Below are 20019 nucleotides of genomic sequence, written 5' to 3' on the forward strand. Positions count from 1 at the left end.
AAAAATTTTTTTTATAAAATTTTTTATTCAAAGAAAACATAGTTTAATTTAAAAATAATTAAATCAATCTTAGGTTGTAGAAAAAGTTTTTTGTTTAGGTTTTTTTGTTTTTTTAATAAGTTAATTTTTTAAATTAATTAATCGATTAATTATATTAACTAAAAAGAGGAAAATAAAATGAAAATGAAGAAACTGATAGTTGCTTTAATAGCTCTAGCTCTTACTCCAAGTGTTTCATTTGCAGCACCTAAGGCTGAGGTATTGCACTGGTGGACAGGTGGTGGTGAAGCAAAAGCTTTAAAAGTATTACAAGATGAGTTTGCTGCACAAAATGGAGTTTGGTTAGACATGCCTGTTTCTGGTGGTGGTGGAGATGCAGCAATGCAAACACTAAAAGCTAGAATAGTTGCTAACGATGCACCAGCAGCAGCTCAAATTAAAGGTCCTACAATTCAAGAGTACGATGAAGAGGGTGTAGTTGCACCTTACAACATTGATGCTGTTGCAAAAAAAGAGGGTTGGGACAATCTTTTAAGTAAGCAAGTTGCTAGTCATATGAAATGTGATGATGGTAAAGCGTATTGTGCTGCACCTGTAAACATTCACAGAATTGACTGGATCTGGGCTAATAAAAAAGTTCTAGATTCTAATGGTATTAAAATGCCTTCTACTTGGGCAGAGTTTAATGCTGCTGCGGATAAACTACAAGCAAATGGAATTATTCCTTTAGCTCATGGTAGTCAACCTTGGCAAGATGCAACAGTATTTGAAGCTGTAGCTCTTGGTGTCGGTGGTAATGATTTCTACAGAAAAGCTTTTGTAGATTTAGATGCTGCTACGTTAGGTGGATCAACTATGACTAAAGTGTTTGATCAAATGAGAAAACTTAAAGGTTACACTGATGCTGGTTCTCCAGGTAGAGACTGGAACGTTGCTACTGGTATGGTAATGGAAGGCAAAGCTGCTTTTCAAATCATGGGTGATTGGGCAAAAGGTGAATTTGCTGCTAACAACATGGCACCAGGAAAAGATTATATCTGTGCGCCAACTCCATCTAACAATGGATATCTTTACAATGTAGACTCATTTATTTTCTACAAAGTTAAAGGTAAAGATAAAGTTGAAGGTCAAAAACTACTTGCTAGCTTAATGATGGGAAAAAACTTCCAAAAAGTTTTCAACATCTATAAAGGTTCGATACCTGCAAGATTAGATGTTTCTATGGATGAGTTTGATATGTGTGCTAAAAAATCAAACGCAGACTTAAAAACTGCTGGTTCTAAGGGTGGATTACTACCAAGTTTTGCTCACGGTATGGCATTAAGACTTGCACAAAAAGGTGCTATTCAAGATGTAGTTACTGAGCATTTCAATTCAAATATGTCTTCATCTGATGCTGCTAAAAAACTAGCTGCAGCAGTTAAGGCTTCGCTATAATAAAAAAAAGTACGTTAAAATCTGCGCTTTCATAAAAATGATAGCGCAGATCTAATTAAAAATATGTTTTGGTTAAAAAAAAATTTACCTAAATTAGTTCTAGTACCATCACTTGGAATTTTATCTTGGTTTGTGTATGGTTTTATTTTTTGGACGATTTATATTTCTTTTACAAAATCTAAGATGCTACCAAGGTACGAAATTTGGGGGATAGATCAGTATATTAGATTATGGAATATGCCAAGATGGCATGTAGCAGTTGAAAATTTACTAATATTTACAGTGTTATTTATAATCTTATGTATTGCTATTGGAATTCTTCTTTCAATATTACTGGACCAAAAGATTAGAGCAGAAGGTTTTTTAAGAACAATTTATTTATACCCTATGGCTTTATCGTTCATAGTGACAGGAACAGCTTGGAAATGGGTTCTAAATCCAACACTAGGCATTGAAAAGTTTGTTAATGATATGGGTTTTGAAACCTTTAAATTTGATTGGTTAGTAACACCAGAAATGTCAATCTACACGATAGTAATAGCCGGTGTATGGCAATCTTCCGGATTTATTATGGCAATTTTTTTAGCAGGCCTGAGATCGGTTGATGATGAAATTATTAAAGCTGCAAAAATAGATGGTGCAGGAATTTTTTCAATTTATAGTAAAATTATTCTTCCAATGATGAGACCAGTTTTTATGAGTGCAATAGTAATTTTGGTTCATTTATCAATCAAGAGTTATGATTTAATTATAGCACTAACCTCAGGTGGGCCAGGAATTTCATCAGATATGCCCGCAGTGTTTATGACTGCTATGGCTTTTCATAGAAGTGAAGTGGGACTAGCATCTGCAAGTGCGATAATGATGTTTTTAACAGTATCTGCAATTGTTGTGCCGTATTTGTATTCAGAATTAAAGAGGGAAAATGCAAGATAAAGAAAAATTAAATCTTAATAGATTAGAAGCAAATTCTAAAAGAAAAAATATTATCTATAGATGGATTTTATATTTTATATTAGGAATTTTTGTATTTTATTATTTAACTCCACTATATGTAATGATTGTAACATCATTTAAAACTATGCCAGAAATTAGACAGGGTAATTTATTTTCTTTACCAGAATCTATTAAGTTTGATGCTTGGAAACAGGCCTGGGATGGAGCTGGATTTACAGGAGGTGATGTTGTTCTTAAACCTTATTTTTGGAATTCTATTAAGTTAGTAGTCCCAGCAGTTATAATATCAACTTTACTTGGAGCTATTAACGGTTACGCTTTAACAAAATGGAGATTTAAAGGAGATTCATATATATTTCTATTATTTTTATTTGGAACTTTTATACCCTATCAAGCAATATTATTACCAATGGCTAGAACTCTAGGTGTCCTAGGAATGTCAAATTCAATAAGTGGGCTAATATTAGTTCATGTAGTATATGGAGTTTGTTTTACAACATTATTCTGCAGAAATTATTATGTATCTATTTCAGATGAAATGGTAAGAGCTGCAAGAATTGATGGAGCAGGATTCTTTAAAATATTTTTTAAAATTATCCTACCAATTTCTATTCCTATACTAGTTGTAACTGTCATTTGGCAATTCACACAAGTATGGAATGATTTTTTATTTGGAGCTACTTTTTCATTTGGGGAAGCAGCACCAATTCAAGTAGCCCTTAATAATTTGGTATTAACAAGTACAGCTGTCAAAAGATATAACGTAGATATGGCAGCAGCAATTATTACAGGTGTTCCAACATTAATAGTTTATATTCTTGCTGGAAATTATTTTATTAAAGGACTAACAGCAGGATCAGTGAAAGGATAATATGGCAACTTTAAAAATTAATGACATCAATAAAAACTTTGGAAAAACTGAAGTTTTAAAAGGAATTAATCTAGATATTAAACACGGTGAATTTCTTGTACTTTTAGGACCATCTGGGTGTGGAAAATCTACATTGTTAAATACAATTGCAGGTCTAGAAACATCCAATAGCGGGGATATTTTGATAGACGATCATAATGTAAATAATATGGAGCCAAGTGATAGAGATATTGCTTTAGTGTTCCAGTCTTATGCTCTTTATCCAGCAATGACTGTTAGAAAAAACGTTACCTTTGGACTGGAACAAAGAAAAACTCCAAAAGAAAAAATAGAAAAAGCATTAAATGATGTTTCTAATTTATTACAAATAACACAACTGTTAGATAGAAAACCATCTCAATTATCTGGTGGTCAACGTCAACGGGTTGCAATGGGTAGAGCGTTAGTAAGAGACCCCAAAATTTTTCTATTTGATGAACCGTTATCAAATCTTGATGCAAAATTAAGAGTTGAAATGAGAAGAGAAATAAAAAAACTACATCAAAAACTTGGAACTACAATAGTTTATGTTACACATGATCAAACGGAAGCTATGAGCTTAGGTACAAATATTGCAATTATGGATCATGGATTAATTCAACAATGTGATACACCTAAAAATATTTACAATAAACCTGAAAGTGTCTTTGTTGCAGATTTTATTGGATCTCCATCAATGAATTTGATTGAAGGTAAATTAAAGAAACATGATAATAATATTATTTTTATGCCCAATGGTTCAAATGATAGTATTAAAATACCAGTTGGGAACTACTCTTTTAAAAATAAATTTGAAAACACTGAACTAACTACTTATTTAGGAATTAGACCAGAACACATTTACTTTGATAAAATTAATCCTGATTGTTTTGAAATTGATTTAAAGTCGGAGCTTTTAGAATACACAGGTCATGAGCAAATAGTAACGTTTGATTATCTTGGACAACAAGTTCTTGGTAAGTTTGCATCTACATTTGATATAGAAATAAATAAAGAATTAAAATTAAATATTGATACATCTCAAATTTCTTTATTTGATAAAGATTCAAAAAAGAGGATTTAAATGACAGCTATTTATGAAGATTTAAAAAATAAAAGAGTTTTTGTAACTGGAGGCGGTTCTGGTATTGGTGCCTCTATCGTAGAGCATTTCTGTGAACAAGGTTCAGAAGTATATTTTATAGATATAAATGAGAAAGCATCAAATAAATTAGTTTTAGAATGTAAAAATAAAAATTTTTCTGTTCCTACTTTTATAAAGTGTGACCTATTAAATATAAAAGATTTACAAAATACTATATCAAAAATTATTGATAATAATGGAGCAATCGATGTTTTGGTAAATAATGCAGCAAATGATGAGAGACATTCTATCGATGAAGTAACTGAGGAATTTTGGAACGAAAGAATGAATATTAATTTAAGACATTATTTTTTTACAGTTCAGTCAGTTAAAAAAGCAATGATAGCAAATAAAAGTGGCTCCATTATAAATATTGGGTCTGTTTCATGGATGATTGGACAAGGTGGAATGGCTGCTTATACTGCTGCTAAATCTGGCGTTGTGGGTTTAACGAGATCTTTTGCAAGAGACCTTGGTGAGTTTGATATAAGAGTAAATTCAGTAGTTCCTGGTTGGGTGATGACAGAGAGACAAGTTGAGAAATGGTTAACACCTGAGTCTGAGGCAGATATGTTAAAAAAACAGTGTTTAAAACATAAGTTAATGCCCTCAGATATAGCTAAAACAGTTCTATTTTTTGGTTCTGATGCTTCATCTGGATGTACTAATCAAGATTATGTAGTCGATAAAGGTTGGTTATAATAAAATTCACAAAAATGAAAAAAAAAGAATTAAGAAGCAAACAGTGGTTTGATAATCCAAATGATCCAGCTCTTACAGCTTTATATCTAGAGAGATATTTAAACTATGGTATGACAAGGCAAGAATTGCAATCTGGAAAGCCTATAATCGGAATTGCACAATCAGGTAGTGATCTATCACCATGTAATAGACATTTTCAAGAATTAAGTAGTAGAATTAAGGATGGGATTAGACAAGCTGGAGGAATACCCATTGAATTTCCAACTCATCCTATTCAAGAAACAGGCAAGAGACCTACAGCAGGTTTGGATAGAAATTTATCTTACTTGTCTTTAGTAGAAGTTTTATTTGGATATCCTATAGATGGAGTAATTTTAACAACTGGTTGCGATAAGACAACACCAGCAGCCCTGATGGCTGCGGCAACTGTAAATATTCCAGCAATAGTATTGTCAGGTGGTCCAATGCTTGATGGAAATTATAAAGGAAAAAAAGTAGGATCAGGAACTGTTGTTTGGGAAGCAAGAAAACTCCATGCTAAAGGAGAAATAACATATGATGAATTTATGGATATGGTTGCTGCCTCAGCACCAAGCGTAGGACATTGTAATACAATGGGAACTGCTTCGTCTATGAACTCTATTGCTGAAGCATTAGGAATGTCTTTAACAGGTTGTGCGGTGATACCCGCTCCATATAGAGAAAGATCACAAATTTCATTTGAAACAGGAAAAAGAATTGTTGATATGGTTCATGAAGACTTAACACCTTCAAAAATTATGACTAAAGAAGCATTCGAAAATGCAATATTAGTTGCGAGTGCAATAGGAGCTTCAAGTAATTGTCCACCACATCTTGCCGCAATAGCGAGACATATGGGTTTAGAATTAGATATAGAAAATTGGCAAACACTAGGTCACGATATACCATTACTTGTAAATTGTCAGCCAGCTGGCGAACATTTGATGGAAAGATTTTATAGAGCAGGAGGGGTTCCTGCAATTATGCAAGAACTATTAAAAAATGATAAATTACATAAAAACGTACTTACAGTTTCTGGAAAAACTGTAGAAGAAAATTTAAAGATTAACATAGATGTGGATACTGATGTTATTAAATCATTTGCAAATCCATTAGTAGAAAATGCTGGCTATATTGTTATGAGAAGTAATTTTTTCAATTCTGCTGTTATGAAAACATCAGTTATTAGTGAGGAGTTTAGAAAAAGATACTTATCAGATCCCAAAAATAAAAATGTATTTGAAGCTAATGCAGTAATATTTGAAGGTCCGGAAGATTATCATGCAAGAATTAATGATGAAAAGTTAAATATAGATGAAAATTCAATTTTAATGATTAGAGGTTGTGGACCTGTTGGATATCCTGGATCAGCAGAAGTTGTGAATATGCAGCCACCAGATAGATTGTTGAAAAAGGGCATTAACACTCTTCCTACATTAGGAGATGGCAGACAAAGTGGCACTTCAGAAAGTCCATCTATTTTGAATGTTTCACCAGAATCGGCTATTGGTGGGGATTTATTGATAGTTCAAACAGGAGATAAAATTAAGATTGATCTTAACAATAGAAGAATTGACTTATTAGTATCAGAGACTGAGATTGCTGACAGAAAAAAAAATACCAAGATCCCAGTATTAACAAACCAAACACCATGGCAGGAAATTTCCAGAAAAATGGTAGGTCAATTAGAAACGGGTGCTTGCCTAGAAACTGAATCTTTATATTTAGATATAACAAACACAAAAGGGATGCCCAGGCATTCACATTAAAAAGGAAAAACATGAGCAATCGACTAGAAGGTAAAAATATTATTGTAACAGCTGCAGGCCAGGGAATTGGTAAAGCAACGGCTATAGCACTTCATAATGAAGGAGCAAATGTAACTGCAACAGATTTAAATAATAAAACTTTAGCTGAATTAAATAAAGAATATCCTAAAATTAAAGTTCACACTCTAGACTCAACAGACAATAATGCTATCTTGGAATTTATGAAAAGTGTAGATAGAGTTGATGTTTTGTTCAATGCAGTGGGCTTTGTTCACCATGGAACTATTCTAGAATGTGAAGAAAAAGATTGGGATTTTTCTTTTGATGTAAATGTCAAATCTATGTATCAAATGTGTAAAGCAATTTTACCTTTAATGGTTAAGCAAAATGGTGGAAGTATAATTAACGTTTCGTCATGCGCCTCTAGCCTTAAAGGTTTTCCAAATAGATTTGTTTACGGAACTACAAAAGGAGCAGTAATTGGCTTAACTAAATCAATAGCTGCAGATTTTGTAAAACAAAATATTAGATGCAATTCTATTGCACCAGGAACAGTATTTTCACCTTCTTGGCAAGATAGAGTTAATCAAAGCCCGGACCCGGTACAAGCAAAGAAAGATTTTATAGCAAGACAACCAATGGGAAGACTGGGAACAGCAGAAGAAATAGCTGCTGTAGCAGTTTATTTAGCTGGAGACGATGCAACATTTACTACAGGAACAACAATTTCTGTTGATGGTGGAATTTCAATTTAATAAATTAAGAAAAGGTAAATTATGAAACTATTAAGAGTAGGTGTTAAAGGAAAAGAAAAACCAGCAGCATTAGATAAAAATGGAAAATTTAGAGATTTAAGTTCTCATATTACTGATTTAAATTCAGATACTGTAAATTTTGAAACTATTAAAAAATTAGAAAGTATAGATTTAGAAAGTTTAACTGAAATTTCAAATTCTGAGAGAATAGGAGCTTGTATTAATAAGCCAGGAAAGTTTGTAGCAATTGGTTTAAATTATTCTGACCATGCAGCAGAATCTGGTATGGATGCTCCATCAGAACCTATTGTATTCATGAAAGCGACAAGCTCAATTAATGGTCCTAACGATGATATTGAAATTTCAAAAGATTCAAAAGAGCTTGATTGGGAAGTAGAATTGGGAATAATTATCGGAAAAGACACTAAAAATATTAGTGAAAAAGAGGCTGAAAATCACATTCTTGGATATTGTTTAGTAAACGATGTGAGTGAAAGAGAATGGCAACTTAAAAAAATGGGACAATGGGTTAAAGGAAAATCACATGATACTTATGGACCAATTGGACCTTATTTAGTTACCAAGAATGAAATCTCCGACATTAACAGTCTTAATTTAAGCTTAGATGTTAATGGGCAAAGAATGCAAACTGGAAACACAGATAAAATGATTTTTAATGTGTTCTTTATTGTTTCATATTTAAGTAAGTACATGACGTTACAAGCGGGTGATATCATTACGACTGGAACACCTCCAGGAGTAGGTATGGGAAAAAAACCACAGGTATTTTTAAAAGCAGGTGACACAATTAGATTATCAATTGATAATTTAGGTGAACAAAACTCAAAAGTTGTAGCTGAATAATTTGAATATCATAACTTCAAAGCCCAAAGTTATATGGAATTCGAAAACAATATTAGGTGAAGGCACCTTATGGGTGCCATCACATAATTCAATTTACTTTGTTGATATTAAGAAAAAAAAGATTTTTACTTTAAATGTTAAAACTAATAAAAGAAGAATTATAAAGATTAATAAAGAAATTGGGTTTCTAGCTCACATTAAAAAAGATATCTTTATACTTGGTTTACAATCAGAGCTTAGAATTGTTAATCTAAAAAATAAAGAAACTATTAGATCTATTCCAATTGAAGAAGACAAACCTCTAAATAGAATAAATGATGGAAAAATTGATCCTGAAGGTAGATTGTGGTTTGGTACTATGGATAATCTTGAGAGAAACATTAAAAATGGATCTTTATATTGCTTAGATAAAAAACTTAATATTCATAAAGTCGATACAAAATACTATATTACAAATGGTCCTGCTTTTATTAACTCTGAAAACTTCTTACATACTGATAGTCGAAGTAAAACAATTTATAAAATTAGAATAAATAAAAAACACAAGATAATTAAAAAGACAAAATTTTTAAAATTTTCAAAAATAGATGGCTCACCCGATGGAATGACAATTGATTCAAAAAAAAATGTTTGGATTTGTCATTATGGTGGAGCATGTATTTCTGTTTATAATTCAAGAGGTAAAAAAATTCACAAAATTGAATTACCAGCAAAAAATATTACTAATTGTACGTTTGGTGGATTGAGTAATAATGAAATTTATATATCAACTGCCTTAAAGGGTATGACTAAAAATGAAATTAAGAAATATAAACTTTCAGGCTCTTTTTTTAAAATTAAAACAAATGTTAAGGGGATTAAGTCAAAATCCTTTAAAATATAAAAATTACAAAGTGATTAAGTGTAGTTTAAAAATATTATAGGATATAATAAATCATATGCAGAATATTAGCTTTATTGGAATTGGTCTTATGGGGTTTCCAATGGCAAAAAACCTTCTTAAATCAGGCTTTAACTTAAGAGCTTATAATAGATCTCAAGATAAAGCAGATAGATTAAAAGAATTTGGAGCAGAAATATCCACATCCATCAAAGACGTTGTTACAAATTCTGATGTAATTATTACGATGCTTACAGATGATGCTGCAGTAGAAAAGGTAATGGGCAGTGATGAGTTTATATCTAATATTAAAGAGGGAGCGACTGTAATTGATATGAGCTCAGTTAACCCCGTTATTACAAAAAAATATTTTAAGATTTTAAAAGAAAAAAATATTAATTATTTAGATGCACCTGTATCTGGCGGAACAATTGGTGCAGAAGAAGCCTCTCTTGCTATTATGGTAGGCGGTGATGAAGAAACATTTAAACAATGTTATGATCTTCTTAAAATATTAGGCAACCCAACTTTAGTTGGACCTGTTTCCTCTGGTCAAATTTCAAAACTAGCAAATCAAATAATTGTTGGTGTTACCATTGGAGCTGTAGCAGAAGCTGTTACATTATGTGAGAAATCAGGCACTAACCCAAATAAAATGATTGAAGCTTTATCAGGGGGTTGGGCTGATAGTAAAATATTGCAAACTCATGGAAAAAGAATGATCAACAAAGATTTTACCCCAAAAGGAAAAACTACAACACAACTAAAAGATATGACTAACATTATTAATGCTGGAAAAGCAGCTGAAACTCATTTGCCTATTTCTAGTTTAGTTAAAGAAATGTATAAAGATTTAGTAGCAGATGGTCAGGGAAATACAGATCATAGCTCTTTATATAAAGCAATAGAAAAAATAAATAAAAAATGAAATTTTTAAGAATTGGAAAGGCAGGTCAAGAAATTCCTGTAGCACTAGATAGAAATGGAAAATATAGAAATCTATCATCGATTATTAAAGATTTAAATTCAGAAACTATTAATTTTGAAACTTTAGATAAAATTAAAGATATAAATTTAGAGAACCTGGAAGAGGTAAATCAAAATGAAAGAATAGGGTCTTGTATTTCTAAACCAGGAAATTTTTTTGCAATTGGCTTAAATTATGTTGAGCATGCAAAAGAAACAGGAGCAAAAACACCTGACAACCCAGTTCTATTTAATAAGTCAGTTCATTCTATAGTTGGACCAAACGATAATGTGATTATTCCTAAGACTTCAAAAAAATTAGATCATGAAGTTGAAATTGCTTTTGTCATAGGAAAAAAAGCAAAAAGAGTTTTAGAAAAAGATGCACAAGATTATATTTTTGGTTATTGTATTTGTAACGATATCAGTGAACGTGAATGGCAAAAAGAAAAAGGAGGTCAGTGGGTAAAGGGTAAATCTGGTGATACATTTGGACCTTTAGGGCCTTATTTAGTAACTAAAGATGAAATTCAAGACGTTAATAATCTAAATTTAACGCTAGATGTTAATGGTCACAGACATCAAACAGGTAACACCAATCAGATGATTTTCAATTTTAACTTCTTGGTAGCTCATATTACAAGTTTTATAACGTTAATGCCTGGTGATATAGTGACTACAGGAACTCCTCCTGGAGTTGGACTTGGAATGGATCCTCCTGTTTTTCTTAAAGAAGGTGATGAGATGAAGCTAAATATTGACAGTTTGGGCTCTCAAAATTCAAAAGTTATTTTAGAACAATAATTAAGACAAGATGATCAAAAGAGACCTTTATTACGAACGAATACCAACAAAATCATTAAGAGAAGATGTTAGATATCTAGGTGATGTTTTAGGAAGAGTAATAAAAAAACAAGAAGGACAAAGTTTTTTTAAACTAGTAGAGGATACGAGATTACTTTCTAAAGCAAATTTAGCCAACAAACATGTCAAAGATCCTTTTAAGAATATTTTAAATAAAATTAAAAATCTAAACCCTGAAAATACCTTTAAGTTAGCAAGGGCTTTTAATCATTTCATGAACTTTATAAATCTGTCAGAAACTACAGATGCATCAAGAAAACTTGATGAATATGAAAATAATAAAAAAAACAGTAATAAAAATATTTTTATTGAAGAAATATTTGAAAAACTTTTTAAAGATAAAAAGATTACCAATAAAAAAATTTATGATGTTGCAAAAAAACTAAATATTGGAATTGTTTTAACAGCACACCCAACAGAAGTTAAAAGAAGAACACTAATACAAAAATATAACAAAATTATAAAAATTTTAGAACAAAGAGATTTATATAAAAAAAATCTATCAAAATTAAAAACCTTAGATAAAGATTTATATAATGAAATAACCATTATATGGAACACTGATGAGCTTAAAAGATCGAAACCTACACCGTCTGAAGAAGCAAGATGGGGATTGGCAGTAATAGAAGACAGTCTTTGGGACTCTATTCCCAAAGTATATAGAAGACTAAATAACATCTTTCTTAAAAATATGGGAAAATCACTTCCTAGAAACTTTAATCCAATTGAATTTGGATCATGGATGGGTGGTGACAGAGATGGCAATCCAAATGTTACAGCAGAAGTTACTAGCGAAGCCTTACTTTTATCTAGATGGGAAGCTGCAAAACTATATGAAAAACAATTAACGAATTTAATACGTTCATTGTCTATGAAAAAGTGCTCTACACAAATATTAAATATAACAGGTAAAACATTTGAACCCTATAGGGTTTTTTTAAGACCATTGAGGGACAAATTACGAGCAACACATATTTTGATAAAAGAACATCTGGTTAATAAAGAACCATTGGATCATAAAAAACTTTTATCTAATACTGGTGAAATTTTAACACCTCTTAGAGTTGTAAGAGACTCACTAATCCAAAACCAAAGTGAAAATATTGCTGAAGGTGATTTACTGGACTTAATTAGAAGGGCTAGATGTTTTGGAATTAATTTAGCTAAATTAGATATTAGACAAGAATCATCAAGACATACCAAATTAATCTCAGAAATTGTAAAAAAGAAATACAATAAAGACTATTTTTTATGGAATGAAAGTGAAAAACTTGCTTTTCTATCTTCAAGAATTAAAAGTAAAAAAAATTTAATAAAAAATTCTTTACTTAAAAACAAAGAAAATAAAGAAGTTTGGTCTACATTTAATGTACTTGTTGATCAACCTAAAGAATGTTTGGGTGCCTACGTTATCTCAATGACTTCAGCGGCATCAGATATATTATCTGTTGCCTATTTGCAAAAAGAAGCCAAAATTGTCAATAAATTAAGAGTAGTTCCTTTATTTGAAACTTTGGATGATTTGAGAAATGCCAAATCAATAATGAACAGTTTATTTTCGTTGCCTTGGTATAGAAAATCGATCAATTATAAACAAGAAATTATGATTGGTTATTCAGACTCGAGTAAAGATGCTGGTAAATTATCTGCTAGTTGGCATCAATATAAATTACAAGATGAAATTTTGAAATTGGCCAAGAAGTACAAAATTGACATTACTTTTTTTCATGGACGAGGTGGATCTGCAGGGCGTGGTGGAGGACCAATTCAAGCAACATTAAAATCACAGCCAGCAAATTCAGTTAATGGAAAAATTAGAATTACAGACCAAGGTGAAGTTATCCAGCAAAAATATGGTTATGAACCATTAGCAAAATATAATTTATGTAGTTATATAGGTGCGGTGGTTCAAGCAACATTAAACCCTCCATCAGAACCTAAGGTAAAATGGAAACAATTAATTGAAAAAATGTCAGAAATTTCTATGAAATCTTACAGAAGTAACATTAATGAAAAATCAGATTTTATAAGATATTTTAGAACTGTAACCCCTCACAAAGCTTTGGGTAAACTTTCAATTGGTTCTAGACCTTCAAAAAGAAAAAATGTTGATAACATACAAAGTTTAAGGGCTATCCCTTGGGTTTTTGCATGGACACAAATTAGATTATTTTTACCTGCATGGCTTGGCACAACAGAAGCGTTAAATTATGCGTCATCCAAGGTATTTAAAAAAACATTAGTAGATATGGAAAAAAACTGGCCTTTTTTTAATTCAACAATGGATATTTTAGATATGGTAATTTCTAAAGTTGATCCAGAAATATCAAAAGTATATGAAAACCAACTAGCAGATAAAAAGCTTAAAATAGTAGGAAAAAAGTTAAGATTGCAATTTGAAACATTAAAAAGATTAAATAAAGTAATCACGCCATCTCAAATAAGAAAACAAAGAAAGGTATTTAGAACATCTGTTATTATTAGAAATATCTATTCTGAGGTGTTACACATAACTCAATCAATAGTTATGAAAAAACTTACATTAAAAAAATTAAATAAAAATAAAAAACAATATCTTGATGATGCGTTAATGACTTCTATTGCTGGTATATCTGCAGCCATGAAAAACACAGGGTAATATGATTGAATTAATTATAGCTTTTGGGGCTGGTTTAATCAGCTTTTTGTCTCCATGTGTCTTACCCTTAATACCTGGTTATGTTTCCTTTATTACTGGCAGTACATTAAGTGAAATTCTAGAAAAAAAGAAAATTGATTTATTACCGTTGATAGTTTTTTCATTAGGGTTTTCTTTTGTATTTATTATCTTTGGTGCAACTGCTTCTTTTTTGGGGCAAATTCTTTTACAAAATTCTCAAATTTTAAGAATTATTGCTGGAGTTATAATAATCATATTTTCTCTTCAATTAATTGGTGTTTTAAATATTAAATTTCTTAACATTGAAAAGAAATTTTATACAAAAAAATCAAATAATATTTTCTTTATATTTATTGTGGGAATGGCATTTGGCTTTGGATGGACACCATGTATTGGGCCTATTTTAGGGTCGATACTTGCCTTAGCCTCTACAGAAGAAACTATTTACAAAGCAATTTTACTTTTAAGTTTTTACTCACTTGGGTTAGCGATACCTTTTATTTTATCAGGTTATTTGATGCAAAAGTTTTTATTATTTTCAAAAAACTTCAAAAAAAATATTAATTTAGTCACAAAAGGTGGTGGTATAATACTTTTAATTACAGGAATTTTAATTTTAACAAATCAATTACAAGTTCTTGGCTACTATATTTTAAACTATTTACCCTTTTTGCAAAACTTCGGTTAATAGGTTAATAACAATCTATACTTATGAAAATTTATCAAATTGACTCAAGTGCCAGAAAAGAAGGATCAAGTTCAAGAGCATTAGCAAAAAAATTATTAAATAAAATCAAAAAACCAGGCGATGAAGTAATTTATAGAGATTTAGATGACGATATGCTTTTTGTTAGTGGTTTAACTGAGTCTGGAATGAAGATTGCAGAAAAAGACCAAACTGAAGAGCATAAAAAAATGTTTGAACTATCAGATAAACTTGTAAGTGAATTAAAAGAAAGTGATATCATTATAATTTCAGCGCCAATTTATAACTATGGCCCTCCAGCAACTCTTAAAGCTTGGTGTGATCTAGCAGCAAGAATTGGTGAAACTTTCAAGTTTAAACCTAATGGGAGAAGAGAGGGATTACTTAAAAATAAACAAGCTTATTTAGTAATTACTTCAGGTGGAACTAAATTAAATAGCTCAGAGGATTTTTTAACTCCATGGTTAAAATTTATATTAAATTTCTTTGGAATTGAAAAAGTTGAAGTAATAAGTGCTGATCAAATGGCGTTAGATTATGAGAAATCAATTAAAGAAGCTGAAAAACAAATTGAAAATATAATTTAATGAATTTATTAAATAAAAAGGATTACAAGTTATATTCTAATTTTCTAAATACCTTAGCAAAAGACTTAAATAAATTTTATTTTTCAAAACTTAATAAAACTTTCATGATATCTAACAAACTTAAAGGTAAAGGCTATGACCCAGTAACAACATCTGACAAAGCATTTGAAAAATTTATTAGATTAAAGATAAAAAAAAAATTTCCAAGTCATCAAGTTATAGGTGAAGAGTTTGGTCACAAAAAATCAACTAGTGATTACACATGGGTCATAGACCCAATTGATGGAACAAGATCATTTGTAATAGGTAATCCAACATGGAGTAATTTGATATCTTTAAATTTTAAAGGTAACCCTGTTCTAGGATTAGCAAACTTTCCAATACTAAATAAATACTATTTAAATTTTGATAATAAAAACTCTTTTGTTTTTGAAAAGGGTAAAAAAATAAAAATTTCTGTTTCAAAAAATATACCATTTAGTCAGATAAAAGTATCAGGAGCATTTCATGGAGCGGTCTCTCTTAAACAACAAATGACAATTCCAAAAGTTTTAAAATTAATGCAATTTCCAACTGCAGATGCATTAAGTTACTCCCATTTATGTGAGGGGAAAATTGATGTTGTCTTTCAGGCTACTAATAAAATTTGGGATATTCACCCATTGATGCCAATTATAAAAGCTGCAGGAGGTATTGTTTCAACATGGGATAATAGAGACGCAGTTAATGCTGGAAATATTTTAGTTTCAGCTAATCAATCTATTCATAATAAAATGCTTAAGCTTTTAAAACCAGTTTCAAAATAAATGCATACAAGAACTAAAAAGATATTAGATTTTTGGTTTAAAGAAACCCCACCAAAAAAAAGATTTCAAAGACATAAAGATTTTGATGCGCTAATAAAAAAGAATTTTTTAAAAGATTATGAGTTAGCAGGTTCAAATGAGTATGATGATTGGCAAGATAGTCCCCTTGGTTCTTTAGCTCTAGTTATTTTATTTGATCAATTTTCAAGAAATATGTTTAGAGATGATCCGAAAGCTTTTATCCAAGATCATAAAGCAAGGTTGATAGTTAACGATTCTGTTTATGCAGGCTTTTTAGATGAAATGGATCAAGATCAAAGATTGTTTATGATATTACCACTAATTCACAGTGAAGAGATCACAGATCATGATATGGCCTATTATCTACTAGATAAATTCTTAAAAGATCATCCAGGTTTAATCTCTATAAAAAAATCTTGGAAAGATCACACCTTAGTAATAAAGAAATTTCATAGATATCCTCATCGAAACTTAGTGTTAGTTAGAAAATCTACTCCTGAGGAAATAGAGTTTCTAGCTCAACCAAATTCATCCTGGTAAAATGTTCACTAAATGAACAAATAAAATAAGCTATTCAATCTCTGCATTGCTGTAGTGACAATAAGTCATTTTAATATCTTAAAGTGCCGTCTATAAGGAGCCTACAAAATTCAAAAATTAACATTATCTTCTCTCTCTATTAGATAGTTAATATTAGCTTCCCTCGAAAGAGGGAAGTTTCTTATTGTTAATATCCCCACTGAATAATATAAATTTTAAATGAATTTCAAATTTGTTTATAAAATATGTACCAAATCTGAATGGCATGAAATTAAGAGCAAAGGTCAATTAACAGGTTCTAAAAAAGATTTGGAAGATGGCTATATTCATTTTTCAGGTGATGATCAAGTTGCCGGAACTCTTAAAAAATTTTACCAAAATCAAAAAGATTTAATTTTATTAAAGGTTGATACTTTAAAGTTAGATCATTTAGTTTGGGAACAAGCATCAGATGGAACTATGTTTCCACATTTATATTCGCCACTAGATATTTCTAATGTAGTTGATGAATTTGATATTATTTTAAATGATGATGGCAATCATGTGTTGCCGGATATTTTTTGACCGCTTTTTTAAGGGGGTCACCCTTTCGGTAAACTCCAAAAGAGTTCCCCTGTAAGTGAGCGGTATACGCTAAAATCTATAATAATAGATTCATATTTTATTGGTCTTATCTAGTCTTTGATTATTTAATCACACCAGTTATGTGTCAGGTGGTGATAAATTCATAATCATCCTCCTTTATTGATATTTATAGAGTAACATTTTTGAATATTGTATTCAAAATATTTATTTCACTTTATGTTAAATATATTTATTGAATGCAACCTAGCAAAACTGTAGGATTTCGATAATTTTAGAAACTCTCCAAACTAGCTTTATTTAAATAATTTTATTAATTATTCCCTAAAAGATTTACCATTAGTACACCCACAATAATAAAACATAAACCAACTATCGAATAAAGATTTGGAACTTGATTATATTTGATTATGCCAACACCTACAGTTGAGATAATCGCAAGACCCGCAAATGATGCGTAAGTAATTCCCATTGGAATATTTTTCATCACCATTGATAAGGCATACATGCATAAAACTATAGTAATTGCCGTAATAATACTTGGAACAAGTAGAGTAAAACCTTCAGCGCTTTTTGCAAAACTATTTGAAGCAACACCTAGTACTACTGCTAAAGCTAGAAATAAGTAGGAAGTTGTCATATTCATTAATTAGTTTTTCCCATTGTGTTTAATAATATAACACCAATAATAATTAAAGATATTCCAAGAACAGCATAAAGGTTTGGTGTTTGATTATATTTTACAACACCAAAGATTGTTACAGCTGTAATAGTGAGCCCCCCGTAAGTAGCGTAAGTAAAGCCAACGGGTATAATGGTCATTGCCTTAGATAAACAAAAGATACATGCAACAATTGTAATAATGCAAAAAATAGTAGGATAAATATTTGTAAAGCCTTCTGTAGCTTTTAAGAAACCATTGGATGAAATACCAAGTATTATTGCTAACACTAGAAATATGTAGCCGCCAGTAAGATTCATCTAATTATCTTAAATGAAATATTGTTAGAGATATATAATTATTTAGATATTACCACCAACCCATTACACGGCCGTTACCAGCAATAATTAATAGGCAAGTTAACACATGAAGCGCTATCCAAAATGTTCTAAAAGCTAATGCTTTTTTAACATCGGTTTGTTTTATAGGTAAAAATTCAGGTTTATCTTTGTCATTAATACCTATTGGCATTCCAACAGTTCTTGCCCAAATTTTTAACCAACGTCTTTGACCAGTCATAATTTTATTTAAATTTAATCAATCCAATTAGGAAAAGGTAATCCTTTTTCTTCAAGAAAAGATTTGTTAAACATTTTAGTAGCGTACTTATCACTTTTATCACAAAGAATTGTTACAATAGTTTTTCCAGGACCAAGCTCTTTACCTAGTCTAATTGCACCAGCAATATTAATTCCACAACTAGTACCAAGGCTTAAACCTTCATTTTGAATTAGATCATAAAGTATTGGTAGTGCTTCATGGTCATCAATTGAATAAGCATCATCAATTTTAGCATTTTCAAAATTCTTTGTTACTCTACTTGAGCCAATTCCTTCAGTAATTGAACCACCTTCAGATTTTAATTCTCCATTTTTTATATAATTGTAAAGAGCAGAGCCTTTTGGATCAGATAAAAATATTTTTATATCTTTATTCTTTTCTTTAAGAGCGTTACTTACTCCTGAAATCGTTCCACCTGTTCCAGATGAACATACAAAGCCATCAACTTTACCTTCGGTTTGTTCCCAAATTTCTTGTCCTGTTCCTTCATAATGACCTTTAGCATTTGCAACATTGTCAAACTGATTAGCCCAAACAACTCCATTATTATTTGAAGGTCTTAATTCATCAGCAAGTTTTGCTGCAACTTTTACAAAATTAGCATCATCTTTATAAGGTTTAGCTGTAACCAGCCTTAAATCAGCACCAATATTTCTAAGAAGATCTTTTTTTTCTTGTGTTTGGTTGTCATTCATTACTATGATTGTTTTATAACCAAGTGAATTACCAAGTAGACATAAGCCAATACCAGTATTACCAGCAGTACCTTCAACAATTGTTCCACCTTTAGAGATTAATTTTTTGTCTTCAGCATCTCTAATTAAAGCAAGTGCCGCTCTATCTTTTACAGAGCCACCTGGATTCATAAATTCGGCTTTACCATAAATATTACAACCAGTAATTTCTGATGCAGCTCTAAGTTTGATTAAAGGAGTATTACCAATTCCAGAAATAAAGTTGTCTTGAATATTTTTCATTAGTTTGAAGTATCTTTATCCACCTCTTCTACAGCATAAGGTTTAAATTCTTCAGTCGCTGTTCCAACATTTTTAGCAGGTATTCCAACCATTACTGCATTTTCAGGAACATCTTTTGTAACTACTGCATTAGCTCCAATTTTAGCATTAGCACCAATTATTACAGGGCCTAATATTTGAGCACCAGAACCAACGACCACGCAGTCGCTTAATGTTGGGTGTCTCTTAACTTGTCTTTGATTATTTGAATTAATACTTGGAGCAATACCACCTAATGTTGCCATATGATAAATAGTTACATTGTTTCCAATTTCAGATGTTTCACCAATTACAACACCCATACCATGATCAATAAATAAATTTTTTCCAATCTTAGCACCTGGGTGAATTTCTATTCCTGTTAAAAACCTAGAGAGTTGAGAAATCATTCTTGCAACCAAATAAAATTTGGCTAGTTGAAAAAAATTAGCAATTCTATGAAAAAAAACTGCCTTAACACCAGGATAAGTTAAAATTAAACTTAGCTTAGATTTTGCCGCAGGATCTCTATCAATTATAGATTGTAAAAAGTCGTTCATTATTTGCTAATGTTGATTATAAATTTATATTGG

General features: G+C 30.7%; 22 protein-coding genes. 17 read left to right on the plus strand and 5 right to left on the minus strand.

Features of this window, described 5'->3' with window-relative positions:
• Window positions 1-177 precede the first annotated feature (177 nt).
• From AC5SML_RS01875 to AC5SML_RS01955, 17 genes are all read left to right on the plus strand, one after another.
• Entirely contained in the window at window positions 178-1437 is a 1260-nt protein-coding gene (locus tag AC5SML_RS01875; RefSeq protein ID WP_006997146.1) for an ABC transporter substrate-binding protein, read from the plus strand.
• Between the two features lie 63 nt (window positions 1438-1500).
• The gene (locus AC5SML_RS01880; protein WP_006997145.1) at window positions 1501-2373 is read left to right on the plus strand and encodes a carbohydrate ABC transporter permease; all 873 of its coding nucleotides are present in this window, start codon (window positions 1501-1503) and stop codon (window positions 2371-2373) included.
• A complete protein-coding gene (locus tag AC5SML_RS01885) occupies window positions 2363-3265 on the plus strand; it encodes a carbohydrate ABC transporter permease (protein WP_006997144.1) in 903 nt (300 codons plus the stop codon). The genes AC5SML_RS01880 and AC5SML_RS01885 overlap by 11 nt, the downstream gene beginning before the upstream one ends.
• A 1-nt stretch (window position 3266) precedes the next feature.
• Window positions 3267-4367 carry an ABC transporter ATP-binding protein gene (locus AC5SML_RS01890; RefSeq protein ID WP_006997143.1) on the plus strand — a complete coding sequence of 367 codons (1101 nt, stop codon included), beginning with the start codon at window positions 3267-3269 and terminating at the stop codon, window positions 4365-4367.
• Window positions 4368-5129 carry an SDR family NAD(P)-dependent oxidoreductase gene (locus AC5SML_RS01895; protein WP_006997142.1) on the plus strand — a complete coding sequence of 254 codons (762 nt, stop codon included), beginning with the start codon at window positions 4368-4370 and terminating at the stop codon, window positions 5127-5129. It begins immediately after the preceding gene.
• Window positions 5130-5143: 14 nt separating this feature from the next.
• Entirely contained in the window at window positions 5144-6919 is a 1776-nt protein-coding gene (locus AC5SML_RS01900) for an IlvD/Edd family dehydratase (protein ID WP_494617421.1), read from the plus strand.
• 11 nt (window positions 6920-6930) lie between these two features.
• The gene (locus AC5SML_RS01905; protein ID WP_494617423.1) at window positions 6931-7674 is read left to right on the plus strand and encodes an SDR family oxidoreductase; all 744 of its coding nucleotides are present in this window, start codon (window positions 6931-6933) and stop codon (window positions 7672-7674) included.
• 21 nt (window positions 7675-7695) lie between these two features.
• Complete coding sequence (locus AC5SML_RS01910) at window positions 7696-8538, plus strand: fumarylacetoacetate hydrolase family protein (protein WP_006997139.1); 843 nt, start codon at window positions 7696-7698, stop codon at window positions 8536-8538.
• A gap of 1 nt (window position 8539) precedes the next feature.
• Complete coding sequence (locus AC5SML_RS01915; protein WP_011281934.1) at window positions 8540-9421, plus strand: SMP-30/gluconolactonase/LRE family protein; 882 nt, start codon at window positions 8540-8542, stop codon at window positions 9419-9421.
• Between the two features lie 55 nt (window positions 9422-9476).
• The gene (locus AC5SML_RS01920; protein ID WP_006997137.1) at window positions 9477-10346 is read left to right on the plus strand and encodes an NAD(P)-dependent oxidoreductase; all 870 of its coding nucleotides are present in this window, start codon (window positions 9477-9479) and stop codon (window positions 10344-10346) included.
• On the plus strand, window positions 10343-11188 hold the full coding sequence (locus AC5SML_RS01925; protein ID WP_011281936.1) for a fumarylacetoacetate hydrolase family protein: 846 nt from the start codon (window positions 10343-10345) through the stop codon (window positions 11186-11188). The genes AC5SML_RS01920 and AC5SML_RS01925 overlap by 4 nt, the downstream gene beginning before the upstream one ends.
• 10 nt (window positions 11189-11198) lie before the next feature.
• Window positions 11199-13886, plus strand: a complete 2688-nt coding sequence (ppc, locus tag AC5SML_RS01930) for a phosphoenolpyruvate carboxylase (RefSeq protein ID WP_494617424.1) — start codon at window positions 11199-11201, stop codon at window positions 13884-13886.
• Window position 13887: 1 nt separating this feature from the next.
• Window positions 13888-14595, plus strand: coding sequence for a cytochrome c biogenesis CcdA family protein (locus AC5SML_RS01935; protein ID WP_011281938.1), 708 nt, complete (start codon window positions 13888-13890; stop codon window positions 14593-14595).
• Window positions 14596-14618: 23 nt separating this feature from the next.
• A complete protein-coding gene (locus tag AC5SML_RS01940; protein WP_011281939.1) occupies window positions 14619-15200 on the plus strand; it encodes an FMN-dependent NADH-azoreductase in 582 nt (193 codons plus the stop codon).
• Window positions 15200-16006 carry an inositol monophosphatase family protein gene (locus tag AC5SML_RS01945; protein WP_494617425.1) on the plus strand — a complete coding sequence of 269 codons (807 nt, stop codon included), beginning with the start codon at window positions 15200-15202 and terminating at the stop codon, window positions 16004-16006. Before AC5SML_RS01940 ends, AC5SML_RS01945 begins: the two co-directional genes overlap by 1 nt.
• Window positions 16007-16567 (plus strand): DUF924 family protein, encoded by a 561-nt coding sequence (locus AC5SML_RS01950; protein WP_011281941.1) that lies wholly within the window; start codon window positions 16007-16009, stop codon window positions 16565-16567.
• A 219-nt stretch (window positions 16568-16786) separates the two neighbouring features.
• The gene (locus tag AC5SML_RS01955; protein WP_494617427.1) at window positions 16787-17131 is read left to right on the plus strand and encodes a DUF952 domain-containing protein; all 345 of its coding nucleotides are present in this window, start codon (window positions 16787-16789) and stop codon (window positions 17129-17131) included.
• A 331-nt stretch (window positions 17132-17462) separates the two neighbouring features.
• Here AC5SML_RS01955 and AC5SML_RS01960 read toward each other — a convergent pair whose 3' ends face one another.
• The 5 genes from AC5SML_RS01960 to epsC are packed head-to-tail and all read right to left on the minus strand — an operon-like array spanning window position 17463 to window position 19986.
• Complete coding sequence (locus AC5SML_RS01960; RefSeq protein WP_494575529.1) at window positions 17463-17789, minus strand: DMT family transporter; 327 nt, start codon at window positions 17787-17789, stop codon at window positions 17463-17465.
• 5 nt (window positions 17790-17794) lie between these two features.
• Window positions 17795-18130, minus strand: a complete 336-nt coding sequence (locus AC5SML_RS01965) for a DMT family transporter (protein ID WP_006997129.1) — start codon at window positions 18128-18130, stop codon at window positions 17795-17797.
• A gap of 49 nt (window positions 18131-18179) precedes the next feature.
• A complete protein-coding gene (locus AC5SML_RS01970) occupies window positions 18180-18389 on the minus strand; it encodes a hypothetical protein (RefSeq protein ID WP_006997128.1) in 210 nt (69 codons plus the stop codon).
• A 14-nt stretch (window positions 18390-18403) separates the two neighbouring features.
• Window positions 18404-19408 (minus strand): cysteine synthase A, encoded by a 1005-nt coding sequence (locus AC5SML_RS01975; protein WP_494617429.1) that lies wholly within the window; start codon window positions 19406-19408, stop codon window positions 18404-18406.
• Window positions 19408-19986, minus strand: a complete 579-nt coding sequence (gene epsC / locus AC5SML_RS01980; protein WP_494617430.1) for a serine O-acetyltransferase EpsC — start codon at window positions 19984-19986, stop codon at window positions 19408-19410. Before epsC ends, AC5SML_RS01975 begins: the two co-directional genes overlap by 1 nt.
• Window positions 19987-20019: the final 33 nt, after the last annotated feature.

Source organism: Candidatus Pelagibacter sp. PS_17, assembly GCF_059417945.1.